The 16,302-nt window shown below is 61.8% G+C and carries 11 protein-coding genes and 1 pseudogene; 3 read left to right on the top strand and 9 right to left on the bottom strand.

The window, feature by feature from the left end:
- Window positions 1-21 precede the first annotated feature (21 nt).
- The 7 genes from yccS to AB5975_07690 all read right to left on the bottom strand — a co-directional run bounded on the left by yccS (window position 22) and on the right by AB5975_07690 (window position 11,181).
- The gene (gene yccS / locus AB5975_07720; GenBank protein ID XDR21721.1) at window positions 22-2,205 is read right to left on the bottom strand and encodes a YccS family putative transporter; all 2,184 of its coding nucleotides are present in this window, start codon (window positions 2,203-2,205) and stop codon (window positions 22-24) included.
- Window positions 2,206-2,288: 83 nt separating this feature from the next.
- Window positions 2,289-3,470, bottom strand: coding sequence for an NAD(P)/FAD-dependent oxidoreductase (locus AB5975_07715; protein ID XDR21720.1), 1,182 nt, complete (start codon window positions 3,468-3,470; stop codon window positions 2,289-2,291).
- Between the two features lie 128 nt (window positions 3,471-3,598).
- The gene (dbpA, locus tag AB5975_07710) at window positions 3,599-4,936 is read right to left on the bottom strand and encodes an ATP-dependent RNA helicase DbpA (GenBank protein XDR22935.1); all 1,338 of its coding nucleotides are present in this window, start codon (window positions 4,934-4,936) and stop codon (window positions 3,599-3,601) included.
- Window positions 4,937-5,048: 112 nt separating this feature from the next.
- A complete protein-coding gene (gene mdtD, locus AB5975_07705; GenBank protein XDR21719.1) occupies window positions 5,049-6,476 on the bottom strand; it encodes a multidrug transporter subunit MdtD in 1,428 nt (475 codons plus the stop codon).
- Between the two features lie 109 nt (window positions 6,477-6,585).
- Window positions 6,586-7,905, bottom strand: a complete 1,320-nt coding sequence (locus AB5975_07700; protein ID XDR21718.1) for a TldD/PmbA family protein — start codon at window positions 7,903-7,905, stop codon at window positions 6,586-6,588.
- Complete coding sequence (locus AB5975_07695) at window positions 7,905-9,347, bottom strand: TldD/PmbA family protein (protein ID XDR21717.1); 1,443 nt, start codon at window positions 9,345-9,347, stop codon at window positions 7,905-7,907. Before AB5975_07695 ends, AB5975_07700 begins: the two co-directional genes overlap by 1 nt.
- A gap of 31 nt (window positions 9,348-9,378) precedes the next feature.
- Window positions 9,379-11,181 (bottom strand): acyl-CoA dehydrogenase, encoded by a 1,803-nt coding sequence (locus AB5975_07690; GenBank protein XDR21716.1) that lies wholly within the window; start codon window positions 11,179-11,181, stop codon window positions 9,379-9,381.
- A gap of 756 nt (window positions 11,182-11,937) precedes the next feature.
- On the opposite strand from AB5975_07690, the gene AB5975_07685 reads away from it, so the two are divergent.
- Both AB5975_07685 and AB5975_07680 read left to right on the top strand, forming a co-directional pair.
- Window positions 11,938-12,072: a hypothetical protein gene (locus AB5975_07685; protein XDR23067.1), complete on the top strand. Its 135-nt coding sequence runs from the start codon at window positions 11,938-11,940 to the stop codon at window positions 12,070-12,072.
- Window positions 12,073-12,186: 114 nt separating this feature from the next.
- On the top strand, window positions 12,187-12,450 hold the full coding sequence (locus AB5975_07680) for a DUF3077 domain-containing protein (GenBank protein XDR21715.1): 264 nt from the start codon (window positions 12,187-12,189) through the stop codon (window positions 12,448-12,450).
- Between the two features lie 135 nt (window positions 12,451-12,585).
- On the opposite strand, the gene AB5975_07675 is transcribed toward AB5975_07680, so the two are convergent.
- Both AB5975_07675 and AB5975_07670 read right to left on the bottom strand, forming a co-directional pair.
- Window positions 12,586-14,235 carry an ATP-binding cassette domain-containing protein gene (locus AB5975_07675; GenBank protein XDR21714.1) on the bottom strand — a complete coding sequence of 550 codons (1,650 nt, stop codon included), beginning with the start codon at window positions 14,233-14,235 and terminating at the stop codon, window positions 12,586-12,588.
- Window position 14,236: 1 nt separating this feature from the next.
- On the bottom strand, window positions 14,237-15,391 hold the full coding sequence (locus AB5975_07670; GenBank protein XDR21713.1) for a YcaO-like family protein: 1,155 nt from the start codon (window positions 15,389-15,391) through the stop codon (window positions 14,237-14,239).
- A gap of 634 nt (window positions 15,392-16,025) precedes the next feature.
- Between AB5975_07670 and AB5975_07665 the strand changes: the two are divergent.
- Window positions 16,026-16,136 (top strand): annotated as a pseudogene (locus tag AB5975_07665) (DUF3077 domain-containing protein).
- The last annotated feature ends 166 nt before the right edge of the window (window positions 16,137-16,302 follow it).

Raw genomic sequence — 16,302 nt, 5'->3', positions numbered from 1 at the left:
GCACCGGCTTATCGAGCAAAATCAGGCCGGCGCACCTTCCTTGATCAGGTGCGCCGCCAAGGTCCTCAATGGCCCCAACTGCCGGCAGATCAACGCCAACTGCGTCTGCACCAGCCGTTGATGCTCATCCAGTTCTTCCGGCATTTGCTCCAGGGCATTGGCCAGTGCTTCTTCGGCATCACTGTGAATCGCGATCGGCAGCCGCGCCGCCAAACCGTTGGCGATCTCGTCCAGGCTGCTGGCCAGGCTTTGCCCGGCACCTTCGATCAACTGCTCCTGCACCTGCGCCGGCAACGCCGTGTCGCGGTGCGCGCCCAGCCCCGAGAGGTAGCTGAGCAAGGTGTGCGACAGCACCAGGAAGCGGAAGCCAACGTCGGCCTCCTTACGGAAATGCCCCGGCTCCATCAGCATGTTGGCCAAGGTGGTGGACAGTGCCGCGTCGGCGTTGTGAGCATTGCGCCGGGCCAGGCGGTAAGCCAGGTCGTCACGCTTGCCATGGGCATACTGCTGCATGATCTGGCGCAGGTACACGCTGGCGCAGGCCAGGGTATTGGCCAGCGCCTTGTTCAGCCGTCGCCCTTGCCAGTCAGGCAAGAACAGGAACACCGCAAGGATGGCGATCAGGCTGCCCACCAGGGTATCGAACAGGCGTGGCAGGAACAGGCCGTAGCCATCGCCGATCTGGTTGAAGCAGAACAGCACCATCAGGGTGATCGCGGCCGTGGCCAAGGTGTAGCGGGTGGTGCGGTTGACGAAGAACACCACCCCGGCGACCACGGCGAACAGCGACTGGATGACCGGGTTGGGGAACAGGTCGAACAAGGCCCAGCCCACCGTCAGGCCGACAGCGGTGCCGAAGATGCGCTGCACCAGCTTGCGCCGGGTTGCGCCGTAGTTGGGCTGGCACACGAACAGCGTAGTGAGGATGATCCAGTAGCCCTGGGTCGGGTGAATCAGGTGCACCATGCCGTAGCCGATCGACAGCGCCAGCGGCAGGCGCAAGGCGTGGCGGAACAGCAGCGAGGTCGGTGTGAGCTGGGTGCGCAGGCGCGTCCACACGTCCTTCAGCGAGCGTGGCGAGCGGTCGAGCAGGCTGCTGTCGCTGGCGTCGGCCAGGCTGTCCGGGTTGCTGGCGGCACTGAGCTGGCGGTCCAGCGTTGCCAGGTTGGCGGCCAACGCCCGCAGCGAGCGCAACAGGCCGCGCCAGGCCGGGTTGCTCTGGATACGCAGGTGCTCAAGCGAAGCGTTGAGGTCCTCGAGGGCTTCGGGATAACCGCTGGCCAGCACGAATGGCTGGCGCAGGCGGATTGAGCGGGCCAGCTCCTGGCAGGATGAACCCTGCTTACGCAGCAGGCGCTGGCAGCGGAACATCACATCACTGTGGAAAAACGCCTCGGTCAAGGCGTTGTAGGGGTAGTGCGAGGCACTGACCCGTTCGTGAATGTCCTGGGCCAGGAAGTACAGCTTGAGGTAACGGCTGACCTTCGAGTTCGGTTGGCTGTTGCCCACCCGGTGCAGGATGATTTCCTTGGCTGCGTTCAGCGCAGCTACCACCTTGCCGTTCTGTTGGGCCAGCTCCAGGCGCCGGGCCTCGACGTCGAGGGTGCGGATCGGTTCGAACAGGCTGGCCTTCAGCTTGAGGTAGCTGCCCAGTTCGTAGAACAGCTTGGCCAGGCTCTGCTGCACCGGCTGGTTGGAAAACAGCGCCTGCCAAAGTACTGAAAGCAGCCCGTACCAGGCCGCACCCGCCACCAGCAGCAGCGGCTCGTGCCAGAAGTCCGTCACTTGGCCGCCGCGCTGGTCCACACCGATCATGGTGTAAACCGCCGTGATCAGTGTCGCCGAGGCAATCGCACCATAGCGCTCGCCCAAGGCGCCGAGCATGGTCAGGCCAAACGCCGCGAGGGCTAGGGCGACCACAAAGACCCAGGGGTAGGGGAACAGTAGTTCGACCGCCAGCGCAGCGATGGCGAAACACACCAGGGTAACGGCCAAGGCGCTAAGGCGGCCTTGCCAGCTGTCGTCGGTTTCGGCCAGGGCGCTGGCGATGATGCCGAGGAACAGCGGAATCAGCAGGGCCATCTCGTTCTGGTACCAGCACAGGGCCAGGCTGCCGGTGAGGGCGATGGTGACCCGGATGCTGTAGCTGAACTTGTCTTGGCCCCACAGGCGACGCAGTGACTGACGGAACGAGCTCGATGACATGATGGCCTGCTAGGCAGTGAGCGAAGAATGCAATGCAGCACGGGCCAGCAAGAAGCGTTCCGTGCTGCTGAATGGATTCTACTCTACACGAACTGCGCTGCGGCGTTGGCCGATGCCCAGGCCCACTGGAAGTTGAAACCGCCCAGGTGGCCGGTGACGTCCAGCACTTCGCCGATGAAGTACAACCCAGGGCTTTTCAGCGACTCCATGGTCTTGGACGACACTTCGCGGGTATCGACGCCGCCCAAGGTCACTTCGGCGGTGCGATAGCCTTCGGTGCCGGCCGGCACCACTTGCCAGTTCGCCAGCTTTTCGGCGATTTGCGCCAGCTCCGCTGGGGTGTACTGCTTCATCGGCTTGGACTCGAACCACTGCTCGGCCAGCAGGTTGGCCAGCTTGCGGGTGAACACTTCACCCAGCACGGTCTTCAGTTCAGCGTTGGCGCGTTCGGCCTGCATCTGTTGCAGCCAGGTCAGCGCATCGCGGTCGGGCAGCAGGTTGATCTCGACCGTGTCACCGGCTTCCCAGAACGACGAGATCTGCAGGATTGCCGGGCCGCTCAGGCCGCGGTGGGTGAACAGCAGGTTCTCGCGGAAGCTGGTGCCATTGCAGCTGGCGGTGCAATCCAGCGAGGTGCCGGACAACTCGGTGCACAGTGCCTTGAGTTGGGGCTCGGTGATGGTGAACGGCACCAGGCCGGCGCGGGTCGGCAGCAGCGCGTGGCCAAACTGGCGCGCCACTTGGTAGCCGAAGCCTGTGGCGCCCAGGGTCGGAATCGACAGCCCGCCAGTGGCGATCACCAGCGACTGGCAGGCGAACTGGCCGCCGTTGGTCTGCAGCAGGTAGCCGTTTTCGGTCTTCTCGATCTGTTCGATGCTGGTGTGCATGCGGATCTCGGCGCCGGCCTCGTCGCATTCGGCCAGCAGCATGTCGAGGATGTCGCTGGCCTTGTTGTCGCAGAACAGCTGGCCAAGTTTCTTCTCGTGGTACGCCACGCCGTGTTTGCACACCAGCTCGATGAAGTCCCACTGGGTGTAGCGGGCCAGGGCCGACTTACAGAAGTGCGCATTCTGCGACAGGAAGTTGGCTGGCTCGGTGTACATGTTGGTGAAGTTGCAGCGCCCGCCGCCGGACATGAGGATCTTCTTGCCTGGCTTGTTGGCGTGGTCGAGCAGCAGTACCCGGCGGCCACGGCGGGCGCTGAGCTGGGCGCACATCAGGCCGGCGGCGCCGGCGCCGAGGATGATCACGTCGGTGGAGTGCACGGTATAAACCTATCTGGATTCGTAATGGCTACGCCGAACCTGTGGGAGCGGGTTTACCCGCGAATAGGGCGGTGCACGCACCATCGAATTCGCGGGTAAACCCGCTCCCACAGGGACCTTGCCTGGCTTTAGATAATGCGGACTTTCAGGGCGCGACCCTTGATCTTGCCGCTGTTCAGTCGCTGCATGGCCTGTTTGGCCAACGCCCGCTCCACGGCCACGAACGCCTGGAAGTCGAAGATGGCGATCTTGCCCACCTGCTTGCCCGGGATCCCGGCATCACCGGTCAGTGCACCGAGAATGTCGCCAGGGCGCAGCTTGTCCTTGCGGCCAGCGGCAATGCACAGCGTGGTCATCACCGGCAGCAGTGGTTCGCCGCCCTTGTTCTTCAGGCTGTCCAGCGAGTCCCAGCGCAGCGGGCTTTTCTGCAGGTCTTCGATGGCTTGGGCACGGTGGCCTTCGGCCGGTGCCACCAGGCTGACCGCGGTCCCTTTCTCGCCAGCACGGCCAGTACGACCCACACGGTGCACGTGGATTTCCGCATCACGTGCCAGTTCCACGTTGATGACCATGTCCAGGCCATCGATGTCCAGGCCACGCGCGGCCACGTCGGTCGCCACCAGCACCGAGCTACTGCGGTTGGCGAACATGGTCAGCACCTGGTCGCGGTCACGTTGCTCCAGGTCGCCGTGCAGGGCCTGGGCGACGATGCCCTTGGCGGTCAGGTGGGCAACCACGTCCTCGCACTGCTGCTTGGTGAAGCAGAACGCCACGCAGGACTGCGGGCGGTAGTGGCCGAGCACGCGGGTGACGGCCTCCAGGCGGTGCTGCGGGTCGATCTCGATGAAGCGCTGCTCGATCTGGTTGTCGGTGTGCAGGCTCTCGACCTTGACTTGCTGCGGGTTGCGCATGAAGTCGGCGGCCAGCTGCTTGATGCCAGCCGGGTAAGTGGCCGAGAACAGCAGGGTCTGGCGGCGCGCCGGGGTCTTGCCGATGATGCTGGCGATGGCATCGAAGAAGCCCATGTCGAGCATGCGGTCGGCTTCGTCGAGTACCAGGGTGTTGAGGCCATCGAGCACCAGGGTGCCTTTGTCCAGGTGTTGCTGGATGCGCCCTGGGGTGCCGACGATGATGTGCGCACCGTGCTCCAGCGAAGCGATTTGCGGGCCCAGCGAAACGCCGCCGCACAGGGTGAGGATCTTGATGTTGTCCTCGGCGCGGGCCAGGCGGCGCAGTTCCTTGGCCACCTGGTCGGCAAGCTCGCGGGTAGGGCACAGCACCAGTGCCTGGCAGCCGAAGTAGCGCGGGTTGATCGGGTTGAGCAGGCCGATGCCGAAGGCGGCGGTCTTGCCACTGCCGGTCTTGGCCTGGGCGATCAGGTCCTGGCCTTTGAGGATGACTGGCAGGCTCTGGGCCTGGATCGGCGTCATCGAGGCATAGCCGAGGGCGTCCAGGTTCGCCAGCATGGCGGTGGACAACGGCAGAGTGGCAAAGGCGGTGGATTCGGTGGTCACGAGGCGGGCCTGCGTTGCGAAGCGAAAAATGCCGCACAGTCTACCAGCCTCGTGGCCATTCGCCCTATGGTTCCATGTGTTGTTCCGGACGACGGGCACGCCTTCCGTCCGTCGGCGCCAGTTGCAGGAAGATCGCCGCCGCCAGCATGGCCATGATGCCGATGGTGACGAAGGTCAGCTGGAAGGCGCCCAGGGTGCTTTCCACGCCCTCGGCACTGCCCGCTGCGGTAAAGCCGCCGAGCAGTGCGCCGGCGCAGGCCACGCCCAGGCTCAGCGCCAGTTGCGCGACCACCGACAGCAGGCTGTTGCCGCTGCTGGCGCTGGCGTCGTCCAGGTCGATCAGGGTTACCGTGTTCATGGCCGTGAACTGCATGGAGTTGACCGCGCCCAGCAGGCCCAGCTGGATCAACAGCACGGCGTAGGGCGTTTGCTCGTCGACCAGGCCGAGGCTGGCCAGCAGCAGGCCCAGCAGCAACGTGTTGCCGGTGAGGATGATGCGGTAGCCGAACCGCTCGATCAGCGGCCTGGCGATGGACTTGGCAAGCATGGCCGCCGCCGCCAGCGGGATCATGCTCATGCCAGCCTGCGCCGGAGAGTAGCCCAGCGCCACCTGCAGCAGTAATGGCACCAGGAAGGGCAGGGCGCCGCTGCCCAGGCGGGCGAACAGGTTGCCGAGGATGCCGATGGCGAAGGTACGCACGCGGAACAGGCTGGGCGAGAACAGTGGCTCCGGGTCGCGCCCGGCGCGCAGCCAGTAGGCGGCAAGGCAGGCCATACCGGCGAACAGCAGCAACATGACCCGCAAGTGCGGCAGGTGCAACTCGCCCAGGCCTTCCATGGCGATGGTGATCAGCACCATCGCCGCGCCGAACAGCAGGAAGCCGGGGCCGTCGAACGAGGTTCGCTCCGCCCCGCGCAGGTCCGGGATGAACTTCCATACTGCAATGCAGCCGATCAGGCCAACCGGCAGGTTGAGCAGGAAGATCCAGTGCCAGCTGAGGATTTCCACCAGCCAGCCACCGACCGTGGGGCCCAACAATGGCCCCAGCAGGCCGGGGATGGTGATGAAGCTCATGATTCGCACCAGTTCGCTGCGCGGGTAAGCACGCAGCACCACCAGCCGCCCAACCGGCAGCATCAGCGCACCGCCCAGTCCCTGCACGACGCGGGCGAAGATCAGGAAGCCCAGGCTGTTGGCGGCGGCGCACAGCAGCGAACCGAAGCTGAACAGCAGGATGGCGCTGAAGAAGATGCGTTTGGTGCCAAAGCGGTCGGCGATCCAGCCCGAAGCAGGGATCAGCAGTGCCACGGTGAGCATGTAGGCGATGATCACGCCCTGCATGCGCAGCGGGTCTTCGGCCAGCGAGCGGGCCATGGCCGGCAGCGCGGTGTTGAGGATGGTGCCGTCCAGGGACTGCATGAAGAAGGCGATGGCCACCACCCAGGGGATCCAGCGGGCGGTGACGGGGTCCAGCGGGGTGCGTTCGGGCATGACTTCCTCGTTTGTCAGTGCCGGCCTCTTCGCGGGCAAGCCCGCTCCTACAAGGATTGTGCGTTCCCTGTAGGAGCGGGCTTGCCCGCGAAGAGGCCGCTAATGCCTATCACAATGTCAGGGTCAGGCCTTTGACCAGTGCCCCCGGCAAATGACTCGACCCGGTACTGCGCTGTCCATAGGTACTGGTCGACAGGATCATTTCGCGCGCCTGGGTCAGGTCCTCCAGCTGGCTGCCGAGCAGGCTGTACAGGCTGTCATCGAAACGCATGGTACTTACCGGCCCCTGGATCTGCCCGTTTTCCACCCAGAAAGTGGCGAATCGGGTCAAACCGGTCATCCGCGCTGCCGGAAGGTCAGAGTAGTTCAGGTACCACAGGTTACTGATGTACAGCCCAGTACCCAGTCGCTCAAGGACCTGCTCGCTGGCCAGGTTACCCGGTGCCAGGCTGAGCGCACAGGGCGACTCGTAGCTGTCGGCGCCATTGGCCAGCAGCTCGAACTCGGCCGCACTGCGCGCACTGATCAATCGCTGCTGGGCCTGGCCCTGCTGGATCAACGGCACATCCAGGCGCGGCGCACCTTCGTCGGAAAACGCCGGGCTTAGCGACCCGCTGACCTGCTCGGTGAAACTCACCAGCGGGCTCAGCCGTGCATCGCCGTTGTACAAGCGCTGCAGGGCGCTGTTGCCAGTGGCCAGGGCCTGCGCGGAAAAACCGCCCCAGCAGAGCATGCCGGCGATCTCGTCCATGGCTGCCGGGGCCAGGTAGGCGCGGTAGCTTCCCGGTTTGAGGGTGATCGCCGGGCGACCGAGGAAGCCCAGTTGTTCACGTGCCTGGCGCAGGCGTGCGATGAAGTCTTCGGCGCTCCACAGCTGGCCGGCATAGTTGGCCTTCACCGCCTGGCCGTTTTCGTGGAAAAGGCTCCAGTCGAAGTTGAAACTGTTGGCCTGGTGCCAGCCAAAGGCCCCGAACGAACTGGCAAAGCCTCGGCAGATAGGGCCTGCGGCGTAGATGCCGACCAGGTCCAGGTCACCTGCCTCGCTGTCGAGCAAGGCCAGCACTTCGTCCAGCTCGGGCAGTGGTTGTTCTTGCAGGCTGTGGCTGTGCCAGGCGCTTTCGTCCAGGCGCAGGTAGGGGTCGAGGGCCAACAGCGGCAGGGTCTGGCGCAATTGCGCCAGAGCATCGGCCAGGCGCTGGCGGTCCACCTGCACCTCGCCACTCAAGGTCACTTGCTGTTCCGCCTGGCGGCCATCGTGCACCAGCCGCAGTTGAGCGCTGGCCTGGCTCACTTCACCGGCCTGGCGCACCTTGGCGTGGTTGAAACGCACGAATTGCGACTGTTCGGCGCTGTAGCCGAGGGTGAACTGTTCGCCTGCTTGCAGGGCGGCGCGCACATCCCCGACCAGGGTTTCGAAAGCATGTTGCATCAGGCGTCTCCTCCGAATACGTCGATCTGGCGGAACACGCAGGCCGGCGAGGCATGGCCGACCCGCACCACCTGGTTGGGTTCGCCCTTGCCGCAGTTGGGCGTGCCCAGTACCTGGAAGGTGCTGCGGTCGCCGACGGCCGACAGGTTGAGCCAGAACTGCGCGGAGATGCCACGGTAGTTGGGGTTCTTGACGATGCCCTTCAGCTCGCCATTTTCGATCAGTTGGCCCCATTCGCAGCCGAACTGGAACTTGTTGCGCGCATCGTCGATGGACCAGGAACGGTTGGTACGCATCAGGATGCCGTGCTCGATGCCCTGGATCAGCTGCTGCAGGCTTTGGTCGCCCGGTTCGATGTTGAGGTTGGCCATGCGGTCGATCGGGGCACGGTTCCAGCCACAGGCGCGGCTGTTGGCCACGCCGTCCAGGCCAGAGCGGAACTGCGACAGCGCGCCGCCCAGTGGGCGCAGCAGCAGGCCGTCGCGGATCAGGAACTGCTTGCTGGCCGGGGTGCCGTCATCATCAAAGCTGTAGCTGGCCAGCTCTTCGCCGATGGTCGGGTCGAAGGTTACGTTCAGCAGGCTGGAACCGTATTGCAGGTGGCCGAAGTCGCTGGCTTTGACGAAGCTGGTGCCGGCGTAGTTGCGCTCGTCGCCGAGGATGCGGTCCATCTCCAGCGGGTGGCCGATGGACTCGTGGATCTGCAGCATCATCTGGTCCGGCATCAGCAGCAGGTCGCGCGGGCCGCTTGGGGTGTTGGGGGCCATCAGCAGTTGCAGTGCCTCGTCGGCGACCTGCCGCGCGGCGCCGACCAGTCCGCAGCGCTCGATGATCTCGAAACCGCCCTGTTGGCCGAAGTTGTCGCGGCCCAGGCTGCGGCTTTGGCTATCCTGGCCGTCGCTGGCGGTCACACCCAGGCCTGGGAACAGGAAACGCTGGGCATGGCGTAGCTCGGCGCCGGCCGAGTTCAGGTAGGTTTGCTCGACCAGGCTCAGGCCCAGGCTGGCCTGCCAGTCCACCAGGCGGCTGTCCTTTGGCACGCTGGCCGATTCGGCAGCCAGCAGGCCGAGGCAGTCGGCGAGGCTAGGCACGGGCTGGTCGAAATGGGGTGAGAGGTGGTCGTGACGAGCGCTGGTCACCGGCTGCTCGCGCAGGTCCAGCAGGCTGTGCGGAGCGATCTGCCGGGCAAGTGCCTCGGCTTGTTCCAGTGCGCGTTGCAGGCCGGCCTGGGACATGTCGGCGGTGGCCGCATAGGCCTCCACGCCGTTGACCCGCACGGTGAGCATGGCGCCTTCGTCCTGGCTGAAGAACGGTGGTTCGGCAACGTTGCGCCGAACCGACAGCGCCTGGTGCGACTGTTTCACATGGCGCAGGGAAAACAACTCGGCCGTACTGCGCAGCGCGGCGAAGCGCTGGCGCAGCAGGGCGCTGGAATCGAACATGCAAAAGCCTCCGTGTACACGGTGGCTCCCCCTAGAACCACCCGTCTTGCATGGCGAGGCAGGTATCGTCGCGCGCCTCTAGCAATGCCAGCTCATTATGGCAGCCCGGTACTTCCCAGGTCAGGAAATAACGTGCGGCCTGGAGCTTGCCGAGGTAGAAGTCGCGGTCGGCAGCGTTGCCCTTGAGCAAACCAAGCTCGGCGTGAATCGCCTGCTCCAGCCAGCGCCAGCCGATCACGCAATGGCCGAAAGCCTTGAGGTACAGGGCTGAGTTGGCCAGGGTGCCAGCGACTTTGCCTTGTGCCAGGTCGCCGAGCAGGGCCAGCGTTACGCTTTGCAGGCGGTTGACCAGTTGTTCCAGTGGCTGGCGCAGTGGGTCGAGGTTGGGGTGGTGGCTGGCGCGCTCGCCGGTGTTGGCGATCAGGCGGATGAGTTGTTTGAGCCCGGCGCCATTGTTTTGCGCCAGCTTGCGGCCAAGCAAGTCGAGCGACTGAATACCCTCGGTGCCTTCGTGAATCGGGTTCAGGCGGTTGTCGCGGTAATACTGTTCCACCGGATATTCGCGGGTGTAGCCGTGGCCGCCGAGAATCTGGATCGCCAGTTCGTTGGCCTTGAGGCAGAACGTCGACGGCCACGACTTGACGATCGGAGTCAGCAGGTCGAGCAGTTCCTGGGTCTGCTGGCGGGTGCTTTCTTCGCTGGCGGTGTGAGTATCGTCGAATAGACGGGCGGCATACAGGCCCAGGTCAAAGGCACCTTCCACGTAAGCCTTCTGGGCCAGCAGCATGCGCTTTACATCGCTATGTTCGATGATCGGCACCGCTTGGCTGTGTGGGTCTTTGTTGTCCGGTAGCCGGCCCTGCGGACGCTGTCGGGCGTATTCCAACGAGTGAAGGTAGCCGGCGTAACCTAGCATCACTGCACCCATGCCGACGCCGATACGCGCCTCGTTCATCATCTGGAACATGCAGGCCAGGCCCTGGTGCGGCTGGCCCACCAGGTAGCCGACGCACTCGCCGTTGTCGCCGAAGTTCAGCGCGGTGGAGGTGGTGCCACGCCAGCCCATCTTGTGGAACAAGCCGGCCAGCAGCACGTCGTTACGCGGGCCACGGCTGCCGTCCGGGTTGACGTTGAACTTGGGCACGATGAACAGCGAGATGCCTTTCACCCCGGGCGGGGCGTCCGGCAGCTTGGCCAGCACCATGTGCACGATGTTTTCCGACAGTTCGTGGTCGCCACCGGAGATGAAGATCTTGTTGCCTTTGAGCCGGTAGCTGCCGTCGGGTGCAGGTTCGGCGCGGGTGCGGATGTCGGCCAGAGACGAGCCGGCGTGGGGCTCGGTCAGCGCCATGGTACCGAAGTAGCGGCCCTCGATCATCGGTTGCAGGAACAGGCGCTTCTGTTCCTCTGTGCCGAAACTCTCGATCAGGTTGGCTGCGCCCATGGTCAGGAATGGGTAGGCCGTGGTGCCGGCGTTGGCGGCCTGGAAGTGGGCGAAGCAGGCCTGCGACACCAGGCTGGGCAGCTGCATGCCACCCACCTCGAAGTCCCGGTTGGTGTTGAGAAAGCCGGCTTCGAGGAAGGCGTCGACGGCAGGCTTCACCTCGGTGATCAGCTCCGCGCGACCATCCACGTAGCGCGGCTCGTTTTCGTCGGCCTTGCGGTTGTGCGGGGCGAAGTACTTTTCGGCGATGGTGCGGGCGGTGGTCAGTGCCGCGTCGAAGGTTTCACGGCTGTGCTCGGCGAAACGCGGGCGCTGGGTGAGGGCTTCGGCGTCGAGTACTTCGTAGAGCTCGAAGGCCAGGTTACGAGGGCTGAGCAGGGTCTCGGGCATGGGGGCGGTCCTGAGGCGGGATGCTGCGAGTGTAGGGAATCGGGTGGTGTGGGGGGAGGTTAATAGGTTTGGGTGATATGGGTTTAGAACGGGTGGGGCATACAGGTGCTTGCCTTGATGCTTTCTGCGCCTGTGAGACCGAGCGCCGCCCGCGCGGCGCATCGCGACGCAAGGCCGCTCCCACATCTGTTTCGGGCCAGTCCATCCTGTTAGGCCACCGCTGCCCGCCTTGTTTGTTCCATGCGGTATCGAAGGGGGCGCAGTCGCTCTTATCGATCTCCAGCCATGCACCCAGGCTACGCGCGCCATAGGCACAGGAGAGACTGGCCCGAAACAAATGTAGGAGCGGCCTTGCGTCGCGATGCGCCGCGCGGGCGGCGCTCGATCTCACAGGCGCTGCAAAGGGTGAGTCGAACACCTTCCAGCCTCACCGCATTCCGGCCAGTTTCGGCAGACAATTTTAGGTTTTCACCTATTCCATGTAGTCCATTCCCCAAACATACTCCCAAACCCCTTCAAGCCATTGCGGTGCTCTGGATCGGGCCCTAGTCTCGGGTGGTCGCTGCCAAATCAGTGACCGGCTTTGACAGGCTGCTTAGGTCAAACCGCATGGCTCTGCCTTTATGGCAGCTGTGCATGGGGCACTTCGTGTGCGCCGGGTTTTGGTTTGCCTACCGGTCTGTCAACCCATGTACAGCTGCCACCCTCTTGTTTGACAGCAGGTGTGTGGTGGCCTTTATCACTAGGTGAACCATGATGCTGAAGATAGTCCTCGATCCACCCCATAACGCCCATTCCCTTGAAGACACCCTGATCCAGGCCACGGACTACGCGCTATGTGCCGCCACCGTGGTGCATCAGGCAATGCTGCTTCAGCCCAGATGCCCGTAGGGCCTCGGCCTTTGCATTAAGGCTTGTGTGATGTGTCGCTTGGACGGGCCTCTTCGCGGGTAAACCCGCGAAAGGGCCCGCCCAGGCACTAGAGAATTTTCAGGTGATTGAACAATGACAACAGAAGACACCCAGTTCACCGTCGGCAAGACCGCTTTTTACCAAGGCGAAAACGGCACGCATCCACTGTTCCGAATCGAGCCCGGCATCCCCTGCAGGGACGCCCGCGAGCAGTCGTCGGAATTGATGGGCTATGTACGCGAACTGACCATCACCGGCCTGATGGACGAGAAGCCGATGATGATCTGGGCTGCCCACTACCTGAGCGCCATGGCCAAGGCGCTGATGGATGATGCCGAGTTGGGCATGAAGCAGTGAGTGGTCGCCTTCGGATCGCATGAAGGCTGACAGGTGTCCGCCACAACAACTTCTGCGCCTGTGAGATCGAGCGCCGCCCGCGCGGCGGATCGCGACACAAGGCCGCTCCTACAGGGTCTGGTAATGCAATGTAGGTTATGTGCGAGCGCCCGGTAGCCCAGCGTCCTGAGCGATCTTCGTTTTCTCTTGGTTGATGATCCGTCCCTCGCTCATGGTGATCACCCGATCAAAGCGTGACAGGGCACTCTGATCGTGCGTTACGCAGATCAGCCCTTTCCCTTGGAATGTTTCGAACAGCAGATCCCAGGTTCGCGCAGCCGATCCGGCATCAAGCCCAGCTGTGGGCTCGTCAAAAAAATTGAATTCGCCGGGCCGGTTAAGCAAGCGAAGCAACATCAGCCTGCGTGCTTCGCCACCCGAAATGGATTCCGCGCGTGCATCCAGATCAAGCTCGTACCAGTCTTTGCTCAGCCCCAGGTGTTCAAGCCACCGTTCGATTTGAACGCGATCATGAGCATGCTCGAACAGGACTGCGCGAGGCAGTGGACCGGGTATGAAGTACGCATCCTGAGGGCAGAGTCGTAAACGACGGAACTGCTCACACGCGCCGAGCGCAGCCAGGCATCTGCCGTGCAAGTAAACATGCTTGCGCAACTGGAATACCGTTCCTGCCAGCGCATGCAGAAGTGTCGACTTGCCGCACCCGCTGGGCCCAACCAGTGCGACCCGTTCTCCTGCACGAATTACCAAGGGCTCATCGATCAGCAGTTGCAGCGCGTTTCGAGCGCTGAGTTGGCAGGGGGTAATGCAAAGCCCTGCGTTTTCATTTTTGGGTTCTGCCTCTATGGAGACTGTCGGTCCGAACACAGGAAGCCCGAGCCAGTGTTCGAGCTTGCGTTTGTCGAGTCTGAATTGGTCGAGCACCCGCCAGGCTTCCGCCAGTTGTGCAACGCCGGCGAGCAATCCACTCACCAGGGTAAAGAGGGCAACAAGCTCGCCCAGGCTCAGATGCGGTGTTGCCTGTGATTGATCTTGGATACCCCACAAGAGCAAACCACCACTGCCCAGGCCAATGAATAGAGTACGCAAGCCCTGAAGCCATCCGCCACTGTAGGCAACCCCTACCGCTGAGTCGGCATAGCCCGACAGTGTCTGGTTCACGGGAATCATTGCGGCATCCTCGGCCTTCTCCAGCTTGACCGTTGAGGCGCTGGCGAAGGTATCAACCCATTGTTCCGCCAGTTCGTCCTCCCGCGAGTTGACTGCCTCGATACGGGGCCGGCGCCAGCGCACCAGCCGATCGTTTGCCCACAGATACGCCAAGCTCAAGGGGACCAGGCCGATCAATACCGAGGTAGCTCCGAGGTACGTGAACAGCGTGATCAGTACCACAGCTTCGACCAGTACCGGCCATGCCGAGCCGATCAGAAAGCCTAGCCATCGCTCCTGGGCCGTAATTCCTCTATCCAGTACCTTCACCAAGGTTCCGCCATGGAGTTGTCCATAGGCCTCGAAGCGTTTGTCCAGCAACCCTCGGCACCAGCGCATGGAAAGCTGCTTCACGCGCTCCTGGCAGAGCCGCGCCAGGCACCAGGCTTGCAAAGGGGTCAACGAGGCTTGTAGGGCGACAAGGCATATGAAGGCACCGAGCAGAACGAGAGAAGACGAGGCCGAGGTGGACAGGTTGTCGATAATGTCAGCCAGGATCAGGGCAGGTACGACGGTCGCGACTTTGAGAACTAAGGTCGCGCTCAGGGCGGCGAGTATGCCTCGGTATATATGCATATCATTGCCTTATGCGTTTGAACGCGCTTTGCGGCGCGACTGGAATCCCGGACCTTATCAAATGGAAGCGCTCCAGTCCGGGTATAAAAACTTGTACGACTGTGGCGAAGTCGGGGTGCTCATATAGGGTGCGGTAGAATACGGTTTTATTATTCTTGCCCAGGTTGATTAGCGTGCGCTTGATCTGTCCGCGTACGCTGAGTTCTATACGAGGCGGATGATATTCAGGCGCGTTGTACTTAGGGCGTGGGTGTAGAAGTTGAGAAAGTTTTTCTGAGTAGGCAAGCACTTTCTTCGTGGCGAGATCTTCTTGTTTTTCTTTCGGTCCGGAAAGTTGTTCGCACTGAATCTGTTCAGTTACAGCGCGGTACATTGCAATCGATGGGTTTATGGAGCTTCCCGAGCCGATGCCGCTGAGAGAGCCTTCTTTTTTGTTGCGAGAGATAGCAATGCAAAATGGAACGTCATAGAAATCGTGGGTCAAGTATATTTCTAGGTTGCTTGCGTGGCGCAAAAGTTTCTTGTCGTGAGTGAAGGTGTCTTCCAGAAATGAATTGGAGGGTCGGTAGATCTCTAGGGGGGAGGTCAGGTTGCAAAGCGATAGATAGTACATCGACAGGGTGTGGCGTTCGATAGATTCATTTATGGCGTGTAAGAGAGCTTCGCTCTCAGTACAGCCAATAGCTGTGCCAGAATTGGTCGCATATTTGGCAAGATACCCTGCCGCGGTTTTCTCAATCTCATCGGTATTTCTGGAGGAGGGGGCTATCAGTATCGCGGGTATTTTTATTTCGTCATAGCTGTCCAGTGCTTGAAGTCCAAAGTAAGGTATTTGGCAATGAGGCGGGATTGACTTTAGTAGCCAGTCGTCAAACGGGTCTATCGACTGCAAAATTTTTTCGCTTGCGATGGTGGTTGGCGTCGACTTGTCGACAAAGTAATGCTCTAAGCTTTCAGCAAGAGCTCCTAGCTCACAGTGTTCTCCCTTTCCTGCACCGCAGGACACTTCTTGGTAGGCGCTGTTGTATAAGTGGCATGTGGCGACCAAGCTATTATTTTTTGATAGTTTTGTTTTCGAGTGAAGGCCCAAGTGCTGATGCAGTCTTATCAGGCGGTTGTATGCTTCTTCTGTGGTCAGCTCGCGTTCGGTAATCATCTCTAGCTCCTATGTCGGACCAGAAGGGGCTAAGCCCCTTCTGGTTTATGGCTTACAGCATGTTGAGGAACTCAATCTCGGACTCGGTAAATGTGTAGTTCATCACGCGAGGGATTTGCAGAGTATTGATTTCAGAACGACGACGTCCCATGGCTACTGCTCCTATAGAGTTGGTTTGAGTGCGCTTTTTGCGCAGGGCTTTTGTATCACTTGTTTTTTCCTTGGTTCAAGATCTGCCCGGAATTCTTAGTGGAAGATCGGCGTAGGAATTCTTTCTGGCATTTGTAGCTTTATTCCTACACTTCTTCGAAGGGTCAGAAAAATCACCCATTAATTAACGGGTTGGCGCTTGTGGAGGGTTAGGGGGGTTAAATTTTTTGTAAAACACTGAAAGGATTACGATCCCTCAACAGAGAGGCGGGTCATGATCGGTCCGGGGGAAGGTTGTTTCTGGGGAATCACCTGGTTCTTGGTGTTCCTCTAGATAGAACGCCGAAGAAACAAGCCAATCTTACGCATTGGTGCAGACCTAACTTGCCAGAAAGAGATGGGCAGCCTTGTACTGCGAAGCCCGCGCGGGCGGCGCTCGATCTGGTTGGTAAAGCAAATTTGCCGGCATACCACCGGGGCACCGACCATCACCGGGCTGATGGACGAGAAACCGATGATGATATGGGCTGCGCATTACCTGAGCGCCATGGCCAAGGCGCTGATGGATGATGCCGAGTTGGGCATGAAGCAGTGAGTGGTCGCCTTCGGATTGCATGAAGGCTGACAGGTGTTCGCCACAACAAATTCTGCGCCTATGAGATCGAGCGCCGCCCGCGCGGCGCATCGCGACGCAAGGCCGCTCCTACATTTGTTTCGGGCCAGTCCATCCTGTGAGACCACCGCTGTCCGCCTTGTGTGTT

The sequence above is a fragment of the Pseudomonas putida genome (assembly GCA_041071465.1).
GTDB classification, from domain to species: Bacteria; Pseudomonadota; Gammaproteobacteria; order Pseudomonadales; family Pseudomonadaceae; genus Aquipseudomonas; species Aquipseudomonas putida_P.
Note: the sequence above shows the minus strand (reverse complement) of the source record. Positions and strands in the feature narration are given on the sequence as shown.

What these genes read in the sequence shown, in the direction of transcription:
- yccS (XDR21721.1), bottom strand. Translation starts at nt 2,205, where the DNA reads ATGTCATCGAGCTCGTTCCGTCAGTCACTGCGTCGCCTGTGGGGCCAA.
- dbpA (XDR22935.1), bottom strand. Translation starts at nt 4,936, where the DNA reads ATGCTGGCGAACCTGGACGCCCTCGGCTATGCCTCGATGACGCCGATC.
- mdtD (XDR21719.1), bottom strand. Translation starts at nt 6,476, where the DNA reads ATGCCCGAACGCACCCCGCTGGACCCCGTCACCGCCCGCTGGATCCCC.
- AB5975_07700 (XDR21718.1), bottom strand. Translation starts at nt 7,905, where the DNA reads ATGCAACATGCTTTCGAAACCCTGGTCGGGGATGTGCGCGCCGCCCTG.
- AB5975_07695 (XDR21717.1), bottom strand. Translation starts at nt 9,347, where the DNA reads ATGTTCGATTCCAGCGCCCTGCTGCGCCAGCGCTTCGCCGCGCTGCGC.
- AB5975_07690 (XDR21716.1), bottom strand. Translation starts at nt 11,181, where the DNA reads ATGCCCGAGACCCTGCTCAGCCCTCGTAACCTGGCCTTCGAGCTCTAC.
- AB5975_07685 (XDR23067.1), top strand. Translation starts at nt 11,938, where the DNA reads ATGCTGAAGATAGTCCTCGATCCACCCCATAACGCCCATTCCCTTGAA.
- AB5975_07680 (XDR21715.1), top strand. Translation starts at nt 12,187, where the DNA reads ATGACAACAGAAGACACCCAGTTCACCGTCGGCAAGACCGCTTTTTAC.
- AB5975_07675 (XDR21714.1), bottom strand. Translation starts at nt 14,235, where the DNA reads ATGCATATATACCGAGGCATACTCGCCGCCCTGAGCGCGACCTTAGTT.
- AB5975_07670 (XDR21713.1), bottom strand. Translation starts at nt 15,391, where the DNA reads ATGATTACCGAACGCGAGCTGACCACAGAAGAAGCATACAACCGCCTG.